Source organism: Nocardia sp. XZ_19_231 (assembly GCF_015355705.1).
Taxonomy (GTDB): domain Bacteria; phylum Actinomycetota; class Actinomycetes; order Mycobacteriales; family Mycobacteriaceae; genus Nocardia; species Nocardia salmonicida.
Genome location: NZ_JACUZI010000003.1, coordinates 323,321 through 341,648 on the forward strand (window position 1 = coordinate 323,321; position 18,328 = coordinate 341,648).

19 protein-coding genes are annotated in these 18,328 nt (G+C 66.9%); 10 read left to right on the forward strand and 9 right to left on the reverse strand.

Features of this window, described 5'->3' with window-relative positions:
- Entirely contained in the window at positions 1-840 is an 840-nt protein-coding gene (locus tag IBJ82_RS14705) for a helix-turn-helix transcriptional regulator (protein WP_194826484.1), read from the forward strand.
- 168 nt (positions 841-1,008) lie between these two features.
- Here IBJ82_RS14705 and IBJ82_RS14710 read toward each other — a convergent pair whose 3' ends face one another.
- On the reverse strand, positions 1,009-1,617 hold the full coding sequence (locus IBJ82_RS14710; protein ID WP_194826485.1) for a hypothetical protein: 609 nt from the start codon (positions 1,615-1,617) through the stop codon (positions 1,009-1,011).
- Between the two features lie 79 nt (positions 1,618-1,696).
- Between IBJ82_RS14710 and IBJ82_RS14715 the strand changes: the two genes are divergently transcribed.
- Positions 1,697-2,242 (forward strand): TetR/AcrR family transcriptional regulator, encoded by a 546-nt coding sequence (locus IBJ82_RS14715; RefSeq protein WP_194826486.1) that lies wholly within the window; start codon positions 1,697-1,699, stop codon positions 2,240-2,242.
- Positions 2,243-2,305: 63 nt separating this feature from the next.
- Here IBJ82_RS14715 and IBJ82_RS14720 read toward each other — a convergent pair whose 3' ends face one another.
- Complete coding sequence (locus tag IBJ82_RS14720) at positions 2,306-3,307, reverse strand: NAD(P)/FAD-dependent oxidoreductase (protein WP_194826487.1); 1,002 nt, start codon at positions 3,305-3,307, stop codon at positions 2,306-2,308.
- 82 nt (positions 3,308-3,389) lie between these two features.
- On the opposite strand from IBJ82_RS14720, the gene IBJ82_RS14725 reads away from it, so the two are divergent.
- Positions 3,390-3,971, forward strand: coding sequence for a helix-turn-helix domain-containing protein (locus IBJ82_RS14725; protein ID WP_194826488.1), 582 nt, complete (start codon positions 3,390-3,392; stop codon positions 3,969-3,971).
- 64 nt (positions 3,972-4,035) lie between these two features.
- On the opposite strand, the gene IBJ82_RS14730 is transcribed toward IBJ82_RS14725, so the two are convergent.
- Both IBJ82_RS14730 and IBJ82_RS14735 read right to left on the reverse strand, forming a co-directional pair.
- A complete protein-coding gene (locus IBJ82_RS14730) occupies positions 4,036-4,518 on the reverse strand; it encodes a hypothetical protein (protein ID WP_228537138.1) in 483 nt (160 codons plus the stop codon).
- A 189-nt stretch (positions 4,519-4,707) separates the two neighbouring features.
- On the reverse strand, positions 4,708-5,343 hold the full coding sequence (locus tag IBJ82_RS14735; protein WP_194826489.1) for a TetR/AcrR family transcriptional regulator: 636 nt from the start codon (positions 5,341-5,343) through the stop codon (positions 4,708-4,710).
- Between the two features lie 68 nt (positions 5,344-5,411).
- On the opposite strand from IBJ82_RS14735, the gene IBJ82_RS14740 reads away from it, so the two are divergent.
- From IBJ82_RS14740 to IBJ82_RS14755, 4 genes are all read left to right on the forward strand, one after another.
- Positions 5,412-6,950, forward strand: coding sequence for an NAD(P)/FAD-dependent oxidoreductase (locus tag IBJ82_RS14740; protein WP_194826490.1), 1,539 nt, complete (start codon positions 5,412-5,414; stop codon positions 6,948-6,950).
- Positions 6,947-7,780, forward strand: a complete 834-nt coding sequence (locus IBJ82_RS14745; RefSeq protein ID WP_194826491.1) for an SDR family oxidoreductase — start codon at positions 6,947-6,949, stop codon at positions 7,778-7,780. Before IBJ82_RS14740 ends, IBJ82_RS14745 begins: the two co-directional genes overlap by 4 nt.
- Positions 7,781-7,806: 26 nt before the next feature.
- The gene (locus IBJ82_RS14750; protein ID WP_194826492.1) at positions 7,807-8,760 is read left to right on the forward strand and encodes an alpha/beta hydrolase; all 954 of its coding nucleotides are present in this window, start codon (positions 7,807-7,809) and stop codon (positions 8,758-8,760) included.
- A gap of 92 nt (positions 8,761-8,852) precedes the next feature.
- Positions 8,853-10,649: a long-chain fatty acid--CoA ligase gene (locus tag IBJ82_RS14755; protein ID WP_194826493.1), complete on the forward strand. Its 1,797-nt coding sequence runs from the start codon at positions 8,853-8,855 to the stop codon at positions 10,647-10,649.
- Positions 10,650-10,701: 52 nt separating this feature from the next.
- Here the strand turns inward: IBJ82_RS14755 and IBJ82_RS14760 are convergent, their stop codons facing one another.
- Together IBJ82_RS14760 and IBJ82_RS14765 are read right to left on the reverse strand one after the other, a co-directional pair.
- Positions 10,702-11,412: a cutinase family protein gene (locus IBJ82_RS14760; protein WP_194826494.1), complete on the reverse strand. Its 711-nt coding sequence runs from the start codon at positions 11,410-11,412 to the stop codon at positions 10,702-10,704.
- A gap of 84 nt (positions 11,413-11,496) precedes the next feature.
- Positions 11,497-11,925: a hypothetical protein gene (locus IBJ82_RS14765; protein WP_194826495.1), complete on the reverse strand. Its 429-nt coding sequence runs from the start codon at positions 11,923-11,925 to the stop codon at positions 11,497-11,499.
- Between the two features lie 125 nt (positions 11,926-12,050).
- On the opposite strand from IBJ82_RS14765, the gene IBJ82_RS14770 reads away from it, so the two are divergent.
- Entirely contained in the window at positions 12,051-13,625 is a 1,575-nt protein-coding gene (locus IBJ82_RS14770; protein ID WP_194826496.1) for a molybdopterin-dependent oxidoreductase, read from the forward strand.
- A gap of 25 nt (positions 13,626-13,650) precedes the next feature.
- Here IBJ82_RS14770 and IBJ82_RS14775 read toward each other — a convergent pair whose 3' ends face one another.
- Together IBJ82_RS14775 and IBJ82_RS14780 are read right to left on the reverse strand one after the other, a co-directional pair.
- On the reverse strand, positions 13,651-15,123 hold the full coding sequence (locus IBJ82_RS14775; RefSeq protein ID WP_194826497.1) for a DHA2 family efflux MFS transporter permease subunit: 1,473 nt from the start codon (positions 15,121-15,123) through the stop codon (positions 13,651-13,653).
- Between the two features lie 30 nt (positions 15,124-15,153).
- On the reverse strand, positions 15,154-15,834 hold the full coding sequence (locus tag IBJ82_RS14780; RefSeq protein WP_370585310.1) for a PadR family transcriptional regulator: 681 nt from the start codon (positions 15,832-15,834) through the stop codon (positions 15,154-15,156).
- Positions 15,835-16,093: 259 nt separating this feature from the next.
- Between IBJ82_RS14780 and IBJ82_RS14785 the strand changes: the two genes are divergently transcribed.
- On the forward strand, positions 16,094-16,504 hold the full coding sequence (locus tag IBJ82_RS14785; protein ID WP_194826498.1) for a DUF4189 domain-containing protein: 411 nt from the start codon (positions 16,094-16,096) through the stop codon (positions 16,502-16,504).
- Between the two features lie 100 nt (positions 16,505-16,604).
- Here the strand turns inward: IBJ82_RS14785 and IBJ82_RS14790 are convergent, their stop codons facing one another.
- Positions 16,605-17,189, reverse strand: a complete 585-nt coding sequence (locus IBJ82_RS14790) for a hypothetical protein (RefSeq protein WP_194826499.1) — start codon at positions 17,187-17,189, stop codon at positions 16,605-16,607.
- 199 nt (positions 17,190-17,388) lie between these two features.
- Here IBJ82_RS14790 and IBJ82_RS14795 point away from each other — a divergent pair, with 199 nt between their 5' ends.
- Positions 17,389-18,321 carry an ABC transporter substrate-binding protein gene (locus IBJ82_RS14795; RefSeq protein WP_194827153.1) on the forward strand — a complete coding sequence of 311 codons (933 nt, stop codon included), beginning with the start codon at positions 17,389-17,391 and terminating at the stop codon, positions 18,319-18,321.
- The last annotated feature ends 7 nt before the right edge of the window (positions 18,322-18,328 follow it).

Consider the following 18,328-nt stretch of genomic DNA (forward strand, 5'->3'; position numbering starts at 1 on the left):
GTGGACAGAGCGGAATTGGCGACGGTACTGCGCACCGCGCGTTCTCGGCTGACCCCCGCCGACGCGGGACTGCCGAACGGATCACGCAGGCAGGTGCCCGGACTGCGGCGCGAGGAGGTGGCCAACCTGGCCGGTGTCAGCGTCGACTACATCGTGCGACTGGAACAGGGTCGCGGACCCAAACCGTCCGAGCAGGTGCTCGGCGCACTGACGAGGGCGCTGCGCCTCACCGATGTCGACCGCGATCTCGTCTATCGGCTCGCCGGGTCCGAACCACCGCAGGCAGGAAGGATTCCGATGGTGATCCGGCCCAGCGTGCTGCGACTGCTGGATCGCCTGGCCGATCTGCCCGTGCTCGTGCTCTCCGCCAAGTCCGATGTCCTCGCCTGGAATCCCTTGTCGGCGGCTCTGTTCGGTGATTTCTCGGCGATCCCCGTGGCCGAGCGCAACATCATGTGGCAACGCTTTCTCGGCTCCGGCGTCGGCCGCCTCGTCATGACGCCGGAAGAGGCCGAGAGCAATGCCGCCGCCTGTGTCGGCTGCCTGCGCGCGGTCAAAGCGGCCTATCCCGACGACCCGGATCTCTCCCGACTGCTCACCCAGCTACGCACCGGCAGTAGAGAATTCGAGGCGCTCTGGCAGGAAGGCCGCTCCAGCGCCATGCACAGCCTCACCAAAACCATCGCCCATCCCGAGCTCGGCGCCCTCACCCTCGACTGCGACGCCATGCACGTCCCCGACACCGACCACACCGTCATCATCTACTCCGCACCTCCCCACACCCCCTCCGCCACAGCCCTCGACCTACTCCGGGTAACCGGCCTCGAATCCTTCCACTGAACCGAGCCGAAACCCGCTGGCCACCGGTTATCCGGCCCGACTACGGTGCCTGCATGCACACCACGACACTGTGGCGCCCGACCGGCCCCGAAGAGCTGGCCCTGGTAGCCGAATCCGGTTGGCGCACCTGGCCACCGCGCCTGTCCCTGCCCGATCAGGGGTGAACCTTCAGACTCGGTCCACCATCGCCGCGCGGATCTTCGCGACCGCGGCCCGCGGGTCGTCGGCCCAGAACGCGACGGTGCTCACCGTGAAGTCGCCGTGCGGGGTGCGAAAGGTCTCGGGTTCGGTCAGGACGACGCGGACGTTCGTCGAATTACCGACGATCACGGCGAGCGTCTCGTTGCCTGTTCCGGTGAGCTGCAACGATTTTGCTCCGTCGTAGGCCCGCAGATCGGGCCGGATCGCCCCGATGTCGGCCAGCGCGATGTCGAGGCCGACGCGACGCAGGTAGCGCACGCGCAGCAGCTCACCGGTGAGCACATGGGGATACATGCGATGCGCGGCCAGCATCCCGGCCATCCACACCAGTCCCCAGACTCCGAGCCCCAGCGCGACGATCCGCGCCGCGGGCCACGGAATGATCAGGTGAACCGCCGGGATCTCCACGGCGCTGACCACGATGAACGCCCAGATGACCGCCGACACCGCGCCCGCGTACCGAATCGGCGTGCCGCCCCCGGTGTCCGGCCTGCGGCTGACGGCCCGCGCGAGGCTCACCCAGATATCGACTTCGAGCCGAACGAACGACCGTGCGAGCTGAGCGATCGGGCGCATGGGACCCTCCTTTTCAATACACTCGCATTGTAAAGAGGTGAAGCACGGCAATACAAGTGCATTGTGAAAAGATGGTCCGATGCCGAAGCTCGTGGATCACCATTCTCGACGCGCGACGATCAGCGATGCGGTGATGCGCCTGCTCGCTCGCGACGGCCTGGAGTCGATCAGCCTGCGCCATGTCGCCACCGAGGCCGGGGTTTCCACTGGTCAGGTGCAGCACTATTTCCCCAGCAAGGACGCGATGATGGAGTTCGCCACCACCACCATCGCCGACCGGATCGCGGCCCGGATCACCGCGGCGGGCCCCGACCCCGATCTCCACCAGATCCTCACCGCGCTGCTGCCCACCGACGCCGAATCAGCCGCCGACGCCCGCATCCTGATCGGCTACCTGGCCTTCGCCTCCGTCCGCCCCCACATCGCCGAAACCCTGGCCACCAACGGCCTGGCCTTCCGCGACCACCTCGCCACCCTGATCACCCACCACCCCGACCCGTCAACCGCGGCCGACACCCTCCTCGCCCTGCTCGATGGCCTCGCCCTCCACGTCACCGTCGGCCAGCTGTCCCCCGAAAAAGCTCGGGCCATACTGACCGCGGCGATCGACAACGCGCAGGACTGAGTCCTGCCCGATGGCCCCGCCGTGACACACGTCGGGGCCGTCGTCAGGTCGAGCCGATCCGGTTCACACAGGCGCAGATTCGATCCGGCCGGCACGGGCTCGGTGTTCGGCTACCGCGGTGGCGGTTTCGACCATCACCAATTCGGCGTTGATCTGCGCACCAGCCATGGCACCGGCTGCCGCGGCGGCGCCGACCTGGGCGGACGGGTCGGTGGCGTTGCCCGCGATCCAGACGCCGGGCACCGAGGTGCGGCCCACGGGATCGGCGGGAATGTGGTCCCCCATGCCGGAAGGGTGCGGTTCGGGAACCAGGCCGAGATCGGTGAGGAAGGTGGCGCGGGTGTTCATGCGAGGAGCAACGACCAGCGCGTCACGTTCGACGACGGTGCCGTCGGCGAGCTGGACGCCCGTCAAGCGGTCGGCGCCGAGCACCTCGACGACCTTGCCGTCGACGATCCGAATGCCCCGGGCCGCCAGCTTTTCCGCGTCTTCGTCACTCAACGGGTCAGCCGTGTGGGACAGGAAGACGATGTCGTCGCTGAGCTGACTGAACAGCAGCGCCTGGTGCACCGACATCGGGCTGCTCGCCAGCACGGCGATGCGCTGGTCGCGCACCTCCCAGCCGTGGCAGTACGGGCAGTGCAGTACGTCGTGACCCCAGTGTTCGCGCAGGCCGGAGACCTCGGGGAGCTCGTCGGCGAGTCCGGTGGCGACGAGAACCCGCCGGGCTCGCACGGTGCGACCCTCGGCGAGGGTCACCACGAATTCCGCGATGTCGGTCGACCCCGGCGATTCAGCGGCACGGTCGACCCCGACAACCCGACCCGACACCACATGTCCGCCGTACCCGCGCACCTCCGCGCGCCCGAGCTCGAGCAGCTCCAACGGCGACATCCCCTCGCGCCCCAGCAACCCGTGCACCCCCTGAGCAGGTGCGTTACGCGGCGATCCCGCGTCGATCACGGCCACTGAGCGCCGCGAACGCGCCAGCATCAGCGCCGCGTTCAGCCCGGCGGCTCCACCACCGAGCACCACTACGTCGTATGAATCGTTCAGCTGTGTCATCTCGACCTCCTTCGAGGATCCACAGTGCATCCCAGCGACAAATACTGGCAACCTTCTTTGCCGACATGGCAAAATGGACAGCATGGACGACCTCGATCAGACCCTCGACTCGGTCGGCCCCCGGCTGCGCACCCTGCGCAAACAGCGCCAGACCACGCTCGCCGACCTCTCCCAGGAAACCGGGATCTCGGTCAGCACGCTGTCCCGCCTGGAATCCGGCGACCGCAAACCCACCCTCGAGCTACTGCTCCCCCTGGCCAAAGCGCACGGCGTCACCCTCGACGAACTCGTCGACGCCCCGCCCACCGGCGACCCGCGCATCCACCTGCGCCCGGTCACCCGCCACGGCATGACCATGCTCCCGCTCACCAAGCGCGCGGGCGGCATCCAGGCCTTCAAGATGGTCATCGCCCCCGGCGCGCGCAATCGCCCCGACACGCCACAGGTCCACGAGGGCTACGAATGGCTGTACGTGCTCAACGGCCGCCTTCGCCTGATCCTCGGCGACAACGACCTCATCCTGAACCCCGGCGAGGCCGCCGAGTTCGACACCCACATCCCGCACTGGTTCGGCGCCGCCGACGAGCAGTCCGTCGAATTCATCAGCCTGTTCGGCAAGCAGGGCGAGCGCGCACACCTGCGCGCCCGCCCGAAGTCCGGCTAGGGCATTCACGACAGGGGGCGAGTGCGCTCACCTGCGCACTCGCCCCGACGCCGAAATTACGAAATCAGCCGAGCGTGAAGCTCGCGCGTCCCGAGATGTGCTCCAATTCCTGATGCTGGGGCAGGGATTCGTCGGTGGTCACGATCCAGGCCTCCACCCGGCCCTTGCCGGGCGCGGTGCCGAACCCGACGATCACATTGCCCGGCGCGTGCAGAATCTGACCGTTCTCCACGGGGTGCGACTGGCCGTTGCTGACGCCGGTATCCAGATTGCGGAAGTGCACGGCCACCATGTAGCGCTGGCAGAAGTCCCCGGTCTGGGTGATCGCCACCCGTACTCCGAAGGTGCCCGATTGCGGTTGCGGCACGGTCTGGGCGTTGATGATCGCCGCGCAGTTGGCGCCGGGAGTCCGGCTGAGCGTCGGAGTGAACACCGCGACCGGATCCGACGGCAGCGCATTGGCCGGCGCGCCGAGCCCGACGAGGACGGCACCGGCGGAAATAGCCACGGCCGAGAGTTTGCGAAACGTGCTGTTCGTGAGAGTCATACCCACTTCGTCGTCCCGAACCGGCCTTCTGTTAGCCGCCGTTACAGTCACGATTCGGCATCCGAAGATCAACTGCCACAACAGATTCCGCGGATGAAAACCTTCATCCCACGCAGCGGCGGACGCCACTGAGAACAGGGCATCTCATGACAAGTTCGCGACGCGCCCCGCGGTCCGTTAACAGAAATCTCAACCCTGCAGCGCCGCGATCAACGCCGGACTCAACGCCAGCGCGGGCAACGACTCGACCAGCAGGTCGACCAGCGCCTCCCGGCTGATCGGCTTGTCGATCATCCAGGTGAGGATGGTCTCCTCGACGAAGGCGATCCAGCCGCGAATGGCCAAGGTGAGCCGCGCCAGATCGGGATCCTCGGGCGGCAACGGCAGTTCACTGACGATGAGATCGGCGATGGCGCCACGGGTTTCGTTGACGTAGCGGACCATATCGGGGGTCACACTGGCGGGCCCACGCAGCACGGAACGGTAGGACGCGGAGTGCTCGGTGGCGTAGTCGACGAACCGTTCGATCGAGTCACGCAGCATGTCGAACAGCGACAGTTCACGGTTGGGCATGATCGCGACGAAGATCTCGGTGTTCACGTGCCGAGCGATCGCCTCGTGGAATTCCTGCTTGGAGGCGAAGTAGTGGAACAGCAGCCCGCGCGAGATCCCCGCCTGCTTGGCGATGTCGTCGACCGAGACCTCCTCGAGCGATCGGTCGACCAGCATCTCGGCGCCGAGGGTGATCAGCTGTAGCCGACGCTCCTCAGGGCTGAGCCGCACACGCTTCGTCTCTCCCGCACTCCTGGTACTCACAACGGCCATCTTAGCCACTACTGAATCCGACTCAATAGCTGTTGACTCCGGCTCAATAAGACCGTATTCTGCAATACATGAGTCGCAAGGTCACAGACAATGTTGTCGAGCCCCGGGCCGCTGAAACCCGCCACGTGAAGACGATCATCGTCGGCAGTGGGTTCGCCGGGCTCGGCCTGGCTATCCGTTTGAGCCAGGAGGGTCGCAACGACTTCCTCGTGCTCGAGCGCGGCAGCGAAGTCGGCGGCACCTGGCGCGACAACACCTACCCCGGTGCTGCCTGCGACGTGCCTTCGCACCTGTACTCGTACTCGTTCGCCCCGAACCCGGACTGGACCCGCTCGTTCTCCAAGCAGGGCGAGATCCAGGCCTACATCAAGAGCGTCGCCGAGCGTCACGACGTGCTCGACCGGCACATCTTCGACTGCGACGTGCAGAGCATCCGCTGGAACGACGCGGACGCACAGTGGGAGATCCGCTCCACCAAGGGCGACTTCACCGCCGACACCGTGGTCTCCGCGGTCGGCGCGCTGTGCGAGCCGTCGCTACCCGATATCAAGGGCATCAACGACTTCGAGGGCGAGATCTTCCACTCCGCCCGCTGGAACCACGCCGCCGACCTCACCGGTAAGCGCGTCGCGGTGATCGGCACCGGCGCCTCCTCGATCCAGATCGTGCCCGCCATCGCGAGCAAGGTCGCCACCCTCGACGTCTACCAGCGCACCGCACCCTGGCTGCTGCCGCGCATGGACCGCCCGTATCTGCTGCCCGAACGGCTGGCGTTCAAGCACATCCCTGCCGTGCAACGCCTCTCGCGCGCGGCCATCTACGCCGCGCGGGAGACCCAGGTCGTCGGCCTGACCCGCTTCCCCGTGCTGATGAAGGCCTTCGAGGCCCTCTCGCGCGCCAAGCTGCAGATCGAGATCCGCGATCCCGAACTGCGCAAGAAGGTCACCCCGAACTACCGGATCGGCTGCAAGCGCATGCTGATCTCCAACGAGTACTACCCCGCGCTGGATCGCGACAATGTCGACGTGATCACCGACGGCATCGCCGAGGTGAAGCCGGGCTCGATCGTCACCTCCGACGGCACGGAGCGCGAGATCGACGCGCTGATCGTGGCCACCGGCTTCCACGTCACCGACTCCCCGACCTACAACTCGATGGTCGGGCGCGACGGGCGCACGCTGGCCGAGGTGTTCGACGAGATCGGCCAGCAGGCCTACAAGGGCTCGGCCATCGCGAACTTCCCCAACATGTTCTTCCTGGTCGGCCCGAACGTCGGTCTCGGCCACACCTCGATGGTGTACATGATCGAATCGCAGATCAACTACGTCAGCGACGCGCTGGCGGCGATCGACAAGCGCGGTCTGCGGACCGTCGAGGTGCGCGAAGACGCGCAGCGGGCCTACAACGCCGACCTGCAGGAAAAGTTGGGCAAGACCGTCTGGAACACTGGCGGCTGCGCCAGCTGGTATCTGGACAAGCACGGCAACAACACCACGTTGTGGCCGGACTTCACCTTCGAATTCCGTAGGCTCACACGGCATTTCGATGCCGCCGCCTACACTACGACAACCGCAGACGCCGATCGGAAAGTGGTGGCAGCACAGTGAGCAAAGATGCTTACTTCACGAACAAGGTATGCGTGATCACCGGAGCGGGCTCCGGAATCGGCCGCGCACTGGCCGAGAATCTGGCCGCGCGCGGCGCCAAGCTGGCGCTGTCCGATATCGACGTCGAGGGCCTGGCCCAGACCGTCGCCTCCTGCGAGAAGCTGGGCGCACAGGTCAAGTCCGACCGGCTCAATGTGGCCGAGCGTGAGTCGTTCCTGCTCTACGCCGATCAGGTGAAGGCGCACTTCGGCGTCGTGCACCAGATCTACAACAACGCGGGTATCGCCTACCACGGTGACGTGATCAAGACCGAGTTCAAAGACATCGAACGCATCATGGATGTGGACTTCTGGGGTGTCGTCAACGGCACCAAGGCGTTCCTGCCGATGCTGATCGAGTCCGGCGACGGCCACGTCATCAACGTCTCCAGCCTCTTCGGCCTGGTCGCCGTGCCCGGCCAGGCGGCCTACAACTCGGCCAAGTTCGCGGTGCGCGGCTTCACCGAGGCGTTGTTCCAGGAGATGAAGGTCGCCAAGGCGCCCGTCAAGGTCACCTGCGTGCACCCCGGCGGCATCAAGACCGCGGTCGCCCGCAACGCCACCTACGCCGAGGGCATGGATGGCGCCCACACCGCCACGCTGTTCGACAAGTACCTGGCGATTCACAGCCCGGAGATGGCCGCGCAGACCATCACCGAGGGTGTGCGCAAGGGCCAGGCCCGCGTGCTGATCGGCTGGGAGGCCAAGGTGCTCGACGTGAGCGTGCGCTTCCTCGCCTCCGGCTACAGCCGGATCTCGGCCGTGGTCAACGGCCGCTTCATGCCTCACTGACGCTCCGCTAGATCCGAGGAAACTCCATGCGCGAGTTCAAGATTCCGCTGCCGATCGCCCGTGCGTTGCTCGACCCGGTGTTCCGGGTGACACTCAACGCGCGGCTACCGGTCGCGGTGCAGCGCGTTCTGCTCGACGCGGTCTCCCGGCTGCAGTTGGTGCCCGACGGTTCCGTCGTGCAGCACCTGCATCTGGGTGGGCGCCCCGCCGAACGTGTGATCGCCGAAACCGCCATTCCGGGTTCGCGTACCCGGGCGGTCCCGCCCGAACGTGCCGCGGGCGCGATCTTGTACCTACACGGCGGCGGCTACGTGGTCGGTTCCATCGCTACGCACCGTTCGCTGGTGGCCGGGCTCGCGCGCGAGACAGCGTGCGCGGTGTACTCGCTGGACTACCGGCTGGCACCCGAGCACCCGTTCCCGGCCGGACTCGACGACGCCGAAGCCGCGTTCCTCGACCTGGTCGGCAACGTCGGCTACCGACCCGAACAGATCTGCCTGGCCGGTGACTCGGCAGGCGGCGGCCTGGCGATGGCATTGGCCCAGCGGCTGATCGAAAAGCATCAGATGACCCCTGCCGCGCTCGGCCTCATCGCGCCCTGGGTGGACCCCACCGAGGTGCCGAGCAAGGATCGCGACCTGGTGATCAACCGAACCTGGTCGCGGGCGTGCGCCGCCCACTACCTCGGCGACGCCGCCGCGACCGAAGCGGGTTACGCCCCGCTGTCGGGCAACCTGATCGGCCTGCCGCCCACCTACGTGCAGGTCGACGTGAGCGAACTCCTGCACGACCAGTGTCGCAAGCTCGTCTCAGCCCTGCGTGGAGCGGGCGTGCACGTCCGCTTCACCGAAACCCGCGGCCTCTGGCACGTCGCGCAACTGCAAGCCGCGCTGGTCACCGAGGCAGCGCTGGCTCTGAGCGAACTCGCAGAATTCCTGCGAGAGGCAATTCAGCCGGTATCGATCAACGATTTACGATAAAGCCTGGTGACGGGCAATTCGGGCGGCGATATCGCGACCCAACCGAACGTGTCGTAGATTACTGGCGAGTAGAACCCACTGGAAGGGCACAGATGCGAGAGTTCGAAGTTCCGGCTTCCTACACCATCCCGGACGATGCGAACAATTCCGACAACGTCTTCCGCTTCGCGCAGGAGACGCCGAACACGGTCTTGTTCAACGTCCCGAACGGCAGCGGCGGCTGGAATGACGTCACGGCGGCACAGTTCGAGAAAGCCGTCCTCGGCGTGGCCAAGGGCCTGATCGCCGCAGGCATCGAGCTGGGCGACCGCGTCGCGATCATGGCCGCCACCCGCTACGAGTGGTCGCTGCTCGACTTCGCGATCTGGGCCACCGGTGGCGTGACCGTCGCGATCTACGACAGCTCGGCCGCCGAGCAGGCCAAGTGGATCCTGCAGGATTCCGAGACCAAGCTGCTGATCGTCGAGAACGACAAGCACCGCGCCACGATCGAGGAGATCGAAGCCGGTTCGCTGCCCGCGCTGGCCGAGACCCTCGAGATCGACAAGGGCGCCATCGACACGCTGACCGAGCGTGGTGCCGAGCTCGACGACTCCGTCGTGCACGAGCGTCGCAAGCAGGTCGGCGCGGCCTCCCCCGCGACCCTGATCTACACCTCGGGCACCACCGGCCGTCCCAAGGGCGTCCAGCTGACCCACGCGAACCTGTGGGCGGAGTCGCGTTCGGGTGGCATCGAGCTCAGCGCGTTCGTCTCCGAGGGTCAGAAGACCCTGCTGTTCCTGCCGCTGGCGCACGTGTTCGCCCGCGCCGTCGCGCTGATCGCCTTCGATTCCAAGGTGACCATCCGCCACAGCTCGGACTGGACCACCCTGGTCGAGCAGTTCGGCGACTTCAAGCCGGACTTCATCCTCTCGGTGCCGCGCGTGTTCGAGAAGGTCTTCAACTCCGCCAAGCAGAAGGCGCACGACGGCGGCAAGGGCAAGATCTTCGACGCCGCCGCGGACACCGCCATCGCCTACAGCACGGCGCTCGAGACCAAGGGCGGCCCCGACCTGCTGCTCAAGCTCAAGCACTTCGTCTTCGACAAGCTGGTCTACAGCAAGCTGCGCGCGGCCCTCGGTGGCCAGTGCTTGGCCGCTGTCTCCGGTGGTGGCCCGCTGGGCGCGCGTCTCGGCCACTTCTTCCGTGGTGCGGGCGTGACGATCTACGAGGGCTACGGCCTGACCGAGACCACCGCGGCGTTCACCGTGAACACGCCGTCGTTCATCCGGGTCGGCTCGGTCGGTCGTCCGATCCAGGGCCACGCGGCCAAGATCGCCGAAGACGGCGAACTGCTGCTCAAGGGCTCGGTCGTGTTCGACGGCTACTGGGGCAACGCCGAGGCGACCGAGGAATCCTTCGTCGACGGCTGGTTCAAGACCGGCGACCTGGGTGCCATCGACGCCGACGGCTTCGTCACCATCACCGGTCGCAAGAAGGAAATCCTGGTCACCGCGGGCGGCAAGAACGTCTCCCCCGCGACCCTCGAGGACACCCTGCGCGCGCACCCGCTGATCAGCCAGGTCATGGTCGTCGGCGACGGCCAGCCGTTCATCGGCGCGCTGATCACCCTCGACCCGGAGGCCCTGCCGGGCTGGAAGGATCGCAACGGCGTCGCCGCCGACACCGCGATCGAGACCCTGATCGAGAACCCGGCGCTGGTCGCCGAGGTGCAGGCCGCGATCGACGAGACCAACAAGAAGGTCTCCAAGGCCGAGGCGATCAAGAAGATCCGTATCCTCCCGGTCGACTGGACCCAGGAGGGTGGCGAGCTCACCCCGAAGATGTCGCTCAAGCGCGCCGTCGTCATGAAGCAGTACGCGGGCGAAGTAGACAAGATCTACTCCTGATCCCACGCATACGAAAGGCCGGTTGCGTTCGCGCAACCGGCCTTTCGGCTGTTCAGAACCGTTGCGCCGCGAACTGTGCCGCGGTGACGGTCATTCCGTTGATGCCGTAGAGGCTGTGCAAGGTATTGGGTTGGGCGAGTGGGGATCCGTCGCAGATGTTGTCCGAGGGGACACACAGCTCGATGGTCTTGTTCTTGTAGAGCGCGCCGATCGAGACCGCCGGTGCGTCCGCGTCGGCCATGAACCGATCCGACGGTTTGCCGAACAGCGCGACCGCCGCCACGTGCTCGGCCACCTCGGGCGCCATCGGCTCCGGCAGATACATCTCGTACTCCGGCAGCACACCCTCCGGCACACCGACACCGGTCGCGAAACCGGCCAGCGCCGCGCCTTGGGAATACCCGCCGAGGACGATGCGGGAGCTCGGGCAGTTCGCCGCGATGTATTCGACCCGTCGCTGGGCATCGCCGATCCCCTGCACGACAGTCTGCGCGAAGGCAAGCCGGTCGGCGAAGTCGCTGCTGGCCGGGTAGTCGACGCCGTACGAGCCGACCGAGCGTCCGCCCGCGTTCGCGCGCAGCGCTTCGACGAAGGAGATACCGGTCAGACCGAGTTCGCCACCCGGCTCGGCGGTCCCGCGAGCGAACACCACCTCGATATCGGAACAGGGTGCGGCGGTAGCGGAATGGGTGGGCGATACCAGGGGAATCGCGGCTGCCAAGAAGACTGCAGACACGAATCGCGGGAGAGAACGTGCTGTCATGCCGCGCAGACTACCGACCGCGGGCGTTCGTCGACCCCCTGGTCGGCCCGACGCGCCGCCGCGGTGGCGCGTCGGGCCGGTCGTTCAGGCCACGCTCACCTGCCTCGCTCGCAGAACGCTCAGGCCGGCGACAGCGATCGCGAGATCCGCGGTGATCTCGAACAGTGCTGCGAACCAAGAGAATCCGGTGACCCCGGAGCTCGGCGGGGCGTTGATGAAGCTGTCGCTGAGTGGGCCGAACCAGTCCGGGAGCACGTGCACGATCGTGAAGCCGATAGCGCTCGCGAAGCCGATGAACACCGCGGCGCGTGGGGCCGCCGAGTGACCGCGGAATACCAAAAACACCGTGAACAGGGCGAAGAGGAGTTGCAGGGTGCCGAGGGCGTTCACCAGTGCTGAGGTGGCGTCCATGCCGCGGCGTAGGTGGTCGGCGCCGTGGACCAGGAGTGCGACGGCGAAGACCGCCGTCGTGGCGCGCAGTGTCGTGTCCGGAGCTGTTGCTGTCTCGGTCATCGGGTCTCCTGCCGAGCGGGATCGTTTCTACTACACAGTGTAGTTTTCGAGAGCGGATCACGGGAGGTGTTCGGCTGTCACAAATCGGTCACCGGGGAGATTCGGCCGCGACGTAGGCTCGGACCATGGCGTTCATGCGGGCGATGGCCGGGATCGTGGCCGCGGCACTGGTACTCGGTGTGGCGGAGTTGGTCGCGGTGTTCACCGGGGCCGGTAGCGCGCCCGCGTACGCACTCGGCGCGACAGTTGTCGACCACACGCCCGATGGGATCAGAGAGTGGGCGATCTCGACCTTCGGGACCAACGACAAAGCCGTGTTGTTCGTGTGTATGGGCATCGTCGCGCTCGTTGTCGCGGGGATCGCCGGGGTCGCGGAGCGGACGGCCAGGCCGATCGGGTCGGTCGCGTTCGCGGTTTTCGGGGTGGTCGCCGCGGTCATCGGGGCAGGCCGAGTCGGCGGGTTCGCCGGTGCGCTGCCGGCGTTGATCGGCACCGCCGCTGGGATTCTCGCGTTGCGCGGGCTGACCAGGCGGATCGACGACGCTTCCCAATCGCTGCGGCCGGCAACGGAACCCGCTGTGCCACCACAGGATGCCTCGACATCGACGGTCGACGACACATCCGTCACGGGAGCAGGGCGGCGGCGCGTGCTCGGCGGTATCGCGGCGACCGGGGTGCTCGCCATCGGAGCCGGGCTCGCGGGTCGACTATTCGGCGGCGCCCGCCACGATGTGACAGCCGAGCGCGCGACCGTCGAACTCCCCGGAGCGGCGGCGCCCCTGCCGGACCTCGCGCCGGACGCCGATCTGCGCGTGCCTGGGCTCACCTCGTACATCACCCCCAACAGCGACTTCTATCGCATCGACACCGCGCTGATCGTTCCCCAGGTGTCCACAGACTCGTGGTCGTTGCGCATCCACGGCATGGTCGAACAGGAAATCACCCTCACCTGGGACGATCTTCTGCGCCGCACCCCGGTCGAGCGCCTGGTGACCCTGGCCTGCGTGTCCAATCCGATCAACGGCGACCTCATCGGCAATGCCCGGTGGCTCGGGTACCGCCTCGACGAACTCCTCGCGCAAGCCCGCCCGCTCCCGGACGCCGACATGGTCCTGTCCCACAGCAAAGACGGCTGGACCGCGGGCAGCCCGCTGTCCGCACTCACCGATGGCCGCGACGCCCTCCTCGCCATCGGCATGAACGGCGAACCCCTCCCCGTCCAGCACGGCTACCCCGCCCGCCTCGTGGTCCCCGGCCTCTACGGCTACGTCTCCGCCACCAAGTGGGTCACCGAACTCGAGGTCACCCGCTTCGACCGAGCCACCGCCTACTGGACCCGCCGCGGCTGGTCGGCGCAGGGCCCGATCAAAACCGGAACCCGCATCGACACTCCGCTCGGTCGTGGCCGGATCCCGCAGGGCCGCACCGTGATCGCCGGTGTGGCGTGGGCCCAACATCGCGGCGTCACCGGCGTCGAAGTGCAGATCGACAACGGCGACTGGCGCCCCGCTCGCCTGTCCACCGAGGTCACCATCGACACCTGGCGCCAATGGGCCTACGACTGGGACGCCACCCCCGGCCAACACACCCTGCGTGCCCGCACCACCGACACCACCGGCCAGCCCCAAACCGCCGTGGGACAAGACGTCGTGCCCGACGGCGCCACCGGCTACCCCACCCTCACCATCCAGGTGAACTGACCGCGCCCGGTATTCGACGGCGCGATCAGGCCGAAGCGTCGGCCTTCTCCCGCGCGGGAACCTTTCCGGCCGACCTACCGTGGCCGACGAACAGGGCCGAGGCGATGACGCCGATCACCAGGATCGAGGCGGGCAGGATCATCGACTGGGCCAGCGCGGTGCTGAATTCGTCGACGATCTGGGCTGGGAGCGGGCCGGTGGCCGCTCCTTCGCCGACCGGGCCACTGTCGCCGAGTCCGTTGGCGGTCAGGCGGGCGGCGATCAGGGCGCTGATCGCGGCGCTGCCGAGGACCGAGCCGACCTGGCGGGTGGTGTTGTAGATACCGGCGCCCGCACCGGCCTGGGCGACCGGCAGGTTGTGGGTGGCGGTCGTGGCGAGCGGGGCCCAGATGCAGGCGTTGGCCAGACCCGCGACAGCGGCGGCGACCAGGAACCAGACGATGGACGAATCCGGGCTCATGAGCGCGCCGAAGGAGGCCACCGAACCGGCGAACAGCACGAAGCCGATCGTTGGTAGCAGCCGGGGCGGCAGCTTGTCCGACACCTTGCCGATGAACGGCGCGGTGAAACCGGTGATGATCGCCATCGGCGCGAAGACCAGCGCCGACATGGTCGGCGTCATCTCGCGCACCGCCTGCAGGTAGAAGTACGACGGCACCATCATCGAGGTGACCGCGGCGCCCATGGCGGCGATCGCCAGGTTCGACAGCGCGAAATTGCGGTCGCGGAACAGGCTCAGCGGCACCAGCGGTTCGCCCTTGTTGCGCGCCTGGTTGATCACGAACACGACCAGCATCACCACACCGAACCCGATCAGCAACCAGATCCGCAGCGACCAGTCCTGCGAATTGCCTTCCTGGATGCCGAAAACCAGTGCGAGCATGCCGATTCCGCTGAGGACGACACCGACGATGTCGAACTTGTGGTCGTTGGTCGGCAACGCGGGCACCAGCCACACGGCCAGCCCGAACGCGATGATGCCGACCGGGACGTTCACGAAGAAGATCCATTCCCAGCCGAGGTTGTCGACCAGCACGCCACCGAGGATGGGGCCGATCAGCGTCGCCAGGCCGGCGACACCGCCCCACAGACCCATCGCGGCACCACGCTTGTCCGGCGGGAAGGTGCGGGTGATCACGGCCATCGTCTGCGGCGTCATCAGCGCGGCGCCGACTCCCTGGGCGGCGCGGGCGGCGATCAGCATGCCGATGCTGCCGGACAGGCCGCACCACAGCGACGCGCCGGTGAAGACCGCGAGGCCGATCAGGTAGATGTTCTTCGGCCCGAATTTGTCACCGAGACGGCCGGTGACCAGCAGCGGCACCGCGTAGGTGAGCAGGTAGGCGCTGGTGACCCAGATGACGTTGGAGATATCGGTGCTGAGGTCGGTCATGATGGCCGGATTGGCGACCGCGACGATCGTCATATCCAGCAGGATCATGAAGAACCCGACCACGAGCGCGGAGAGCGCCAGCCACGGATTACGTTGGGTGGTCATCGACTTCGTTCCAATCTCCGAAAGAGGGATTCAGCTTCGGGCGGCCCAACGGGGCCGGGGCGCGGCGTCGGGGTGATCCCCACTCGGCCATTCGTGGGTGTGATCGTCGGTGATCCGTTCACCGGTGTCGGGGTCGTACTGCTCCCACGGCACGGCACCGCTGCCGAGTTCGGCGGCGAAGACTTCGATCCAGCCGAGTTCGGCGTGGATGGTGGCGCGAATATATTCCAGGACAAAGTAATAGCGTCGCGGGATGGCACGGCTGCGCGTCCAGTCGAGCAGCACGTCCATGTCGGTCCGCGACTGACCCAGGTACTCCACGCGCTCGTCGAGCAACGCGAGAACTTGTTCCTGCGGGAGGGTGTGCGCCTCGGCCAACGCCAACCGGAAGATCGGATATTCCTGCACCGGCGTCCGCAACAGCTCGGCGATCCGCCCGCGCAGCGCGGTCCGTCCGGAATCGGTGATCCGATAGGTGGTCCGCTCCGGCCTGTTCCCGGCCCGACCGATGCCCTCCGCCGCCACCATCTCCTCGTCGGCCAGCCTGGCCACCACGTGATACAGCGACCCCGGCCGCACCTTGACCAGCAGATCCTCCCGCCGAGCGACCAAGAGTTGATACATCTCGTACGGATGCATGGGCCGCTCATCGAGCAGCGCGAGCACCGCGATAGCCAACGGCGTCATCACATTCCGCCCGGGCTGCCCCACCCCGCCACCTCCACTCACCTATATGTTCCCTACCAAATATTCCAGTAGGAATATACGGAGCGGGGCATAGCTTGGCAAGCGAGTAACCCAGCCACCCTACGAGCTGGATCGGTTTCGGCAGACGCGTCACGAACGCCGCAGTTCGTGACGGTCTTTGCCGTGACCCCAAGACTTTTGGGGCAACCTCGCTTCCATGCGCTGCGGTATCTTCCATGCGATCGCCGCACCCTGGTCGGCGCGCAGAGGAAGCACACACCACATGTTCAAAAAGTCCTTTGCGGCCGCCGCGCTGTCGGTGAGCGCCGCTGCCGTCCTCGCGGCACCGCCCACCGCCGCCGATCCGGTCAACTGGGGCGCCGTTTCCCTCAGCGTGTGGGGCAATGTCTACGCGTTTTCGGTCAACCACCCGACGGAAGCCGACGCCATTCGAGCCGCCGACCAAGCGTGCAAGGGTCAAGGCATCATCGACTGCCGGATGATGGTGACGTTCGCGAACGGCTGCGGTGCAGTCGTGACGAGTCCGCTCGCGATCGTCGCAGGGTTCCCGATCGTGGGCTTCGGTAAAGGGGCGACCCCAGGGGAGGCATACGCAGACGCCACCCGCAACCTCCCCACCGGCACCGGAAGCACCGGCTCGTTCAATCGCGACCACGCCTGCACCCGGCCTTGATCGGCCAGATCTACTGAGACAGGACACCTCCGAAACCGTGCTCGATGGCAGGGCGGCGGGTCGGGGAGGCGCCGAAGAATCGGTAGGAGGGATGGTGACGCTAGAGGCTGTGGGCGTCGAGCCAGGACCTGGCTGCGTCGGCGGGTCGGGAACCGGTGTCGACCTGATGGATCAGGTCGACCAGTTCCTCGGTGGTCAGTTCGCCCGCTACGTAGTTGAGCTTCTTCAGCTGTTGGCGGTCGAAGATGCCGCTGCGGTAGAGAGCGACGACGCTCTGGGAGCGGGCGACTCGGGGGCGCGGGTCCGTTCCATCCGCCGCATCGGAGACCGAGATTCCCTGTGGGAGAGCGGAGTTGACTGCGGCGACCACTTCGTCCGGTGTACGTGCCGGGGAGGCTGGGTTCCAGCGGTCCACGAGGGCGCCGTTGCGGGCGGGCAGGACCGCGATGCGACCGGCGTCGAGATCGGCCAGCGGGGTGGGCAATCCGGTGACGACGGCCGAGTCGGTGCCCGCGCGTTCCAGTGCTTGGGAATAGATCTCGGCGAGCAGAACTGATTCCGTGGTCGAATCCCCACCCACTACGACCACCGGACGGGCCGCGTCGGAGGCGCAGGAAATAGTGGGGAAAGCGCAGGCTGCGGCCAGGATCGCGGCGGCGGTTCCACGCACGGCGACCGAGTGCATCCGGCGACACCAACTTTCCGTATTTGCCGTCAACCCGCGCAATTCGGCCCGACGGCGGGCAGTATGAACTACCAGAATGTACCTGTGGCCCCCGGGTCGCACGCACAGCGCACTGCCCGCCTTTGCCGGAAGGACACCAGTGAAAACCGACTTCGCCTCCTCATCACCAGGACAACGTCGACCGGCACGCCGCCTCGCGATGCGGGCGGGCCGGGTACTGGTTGCCGCGGTGGCGCTCGCCGCCGCCATGATCGCCTCCGCCTGCGGCAGCAGCGATCCGCTCGCCGCCAAGGGCGACTGCACGAGCGACGCGTTGATCATCGGGTCGGCCAATTTCCCCGAGTCCGAGACCGTCGCCAACATCTACACCGAAGTGCTGCGGATCAACGGTTTCAAGGTCGACACCAAGTTCGACATCGGCTCACGCGAGGCCTACATCCCCGCACTGCGCCAGTGCGCGATCTCGCTGATCCCGGAATACACCGGCAACCTGCTGCAATACCTCGACAAAGACGCTACGGCCACCGCCGCCCCCGAGGTGAACGCCGCTCTCACCAAGGCGCTCGGCGACGACCTCGCCATCGCGACACCCGCCCCCGGCGAGGATTCCGACGCGGTGGTGGTCACCCGCGCGACCGCCGACAAGTGGAACTTGAAGTCCATCGCCGACCTCGCGCCGCACTCGGCCGAGGTGAAGTTCGGTGGGATGGCCGAATTCGCGCAGCGCCCGGGTGGATTGCCGGGTCTGGAGAAGAACTACGGCCTCGATATCACCGACGCCAATTTCGTACCGATCGCCGACGGCGGCGGCCCCGCGACGGTGCGCGCGCTGGTCGAGGGCCAGGTGAGCGCGGCCGACATCTTCACCACCTCGCCGGCGATCGCGCAGAACAACCTGGTCGTACTCGCCGATCCGAAGCACAATTTCGCCGCCCAGAACGTGGTGCCGCTGTTCAATTCCGCGAAGAAGACCGATAAGGCCGTCGCCGTGCTCGACGCGGTATCGGCCAAACTGACCACCACCGAACTGATCTCGCTGAACACGGCCGTCTCGGGCGAGAGCAAGATCGAACCGAAGGCCGCCGCGCTCGCCTGGATCACCGCGCAGGGGCTGAACTCCCCTATCGGCTAGGCGGACC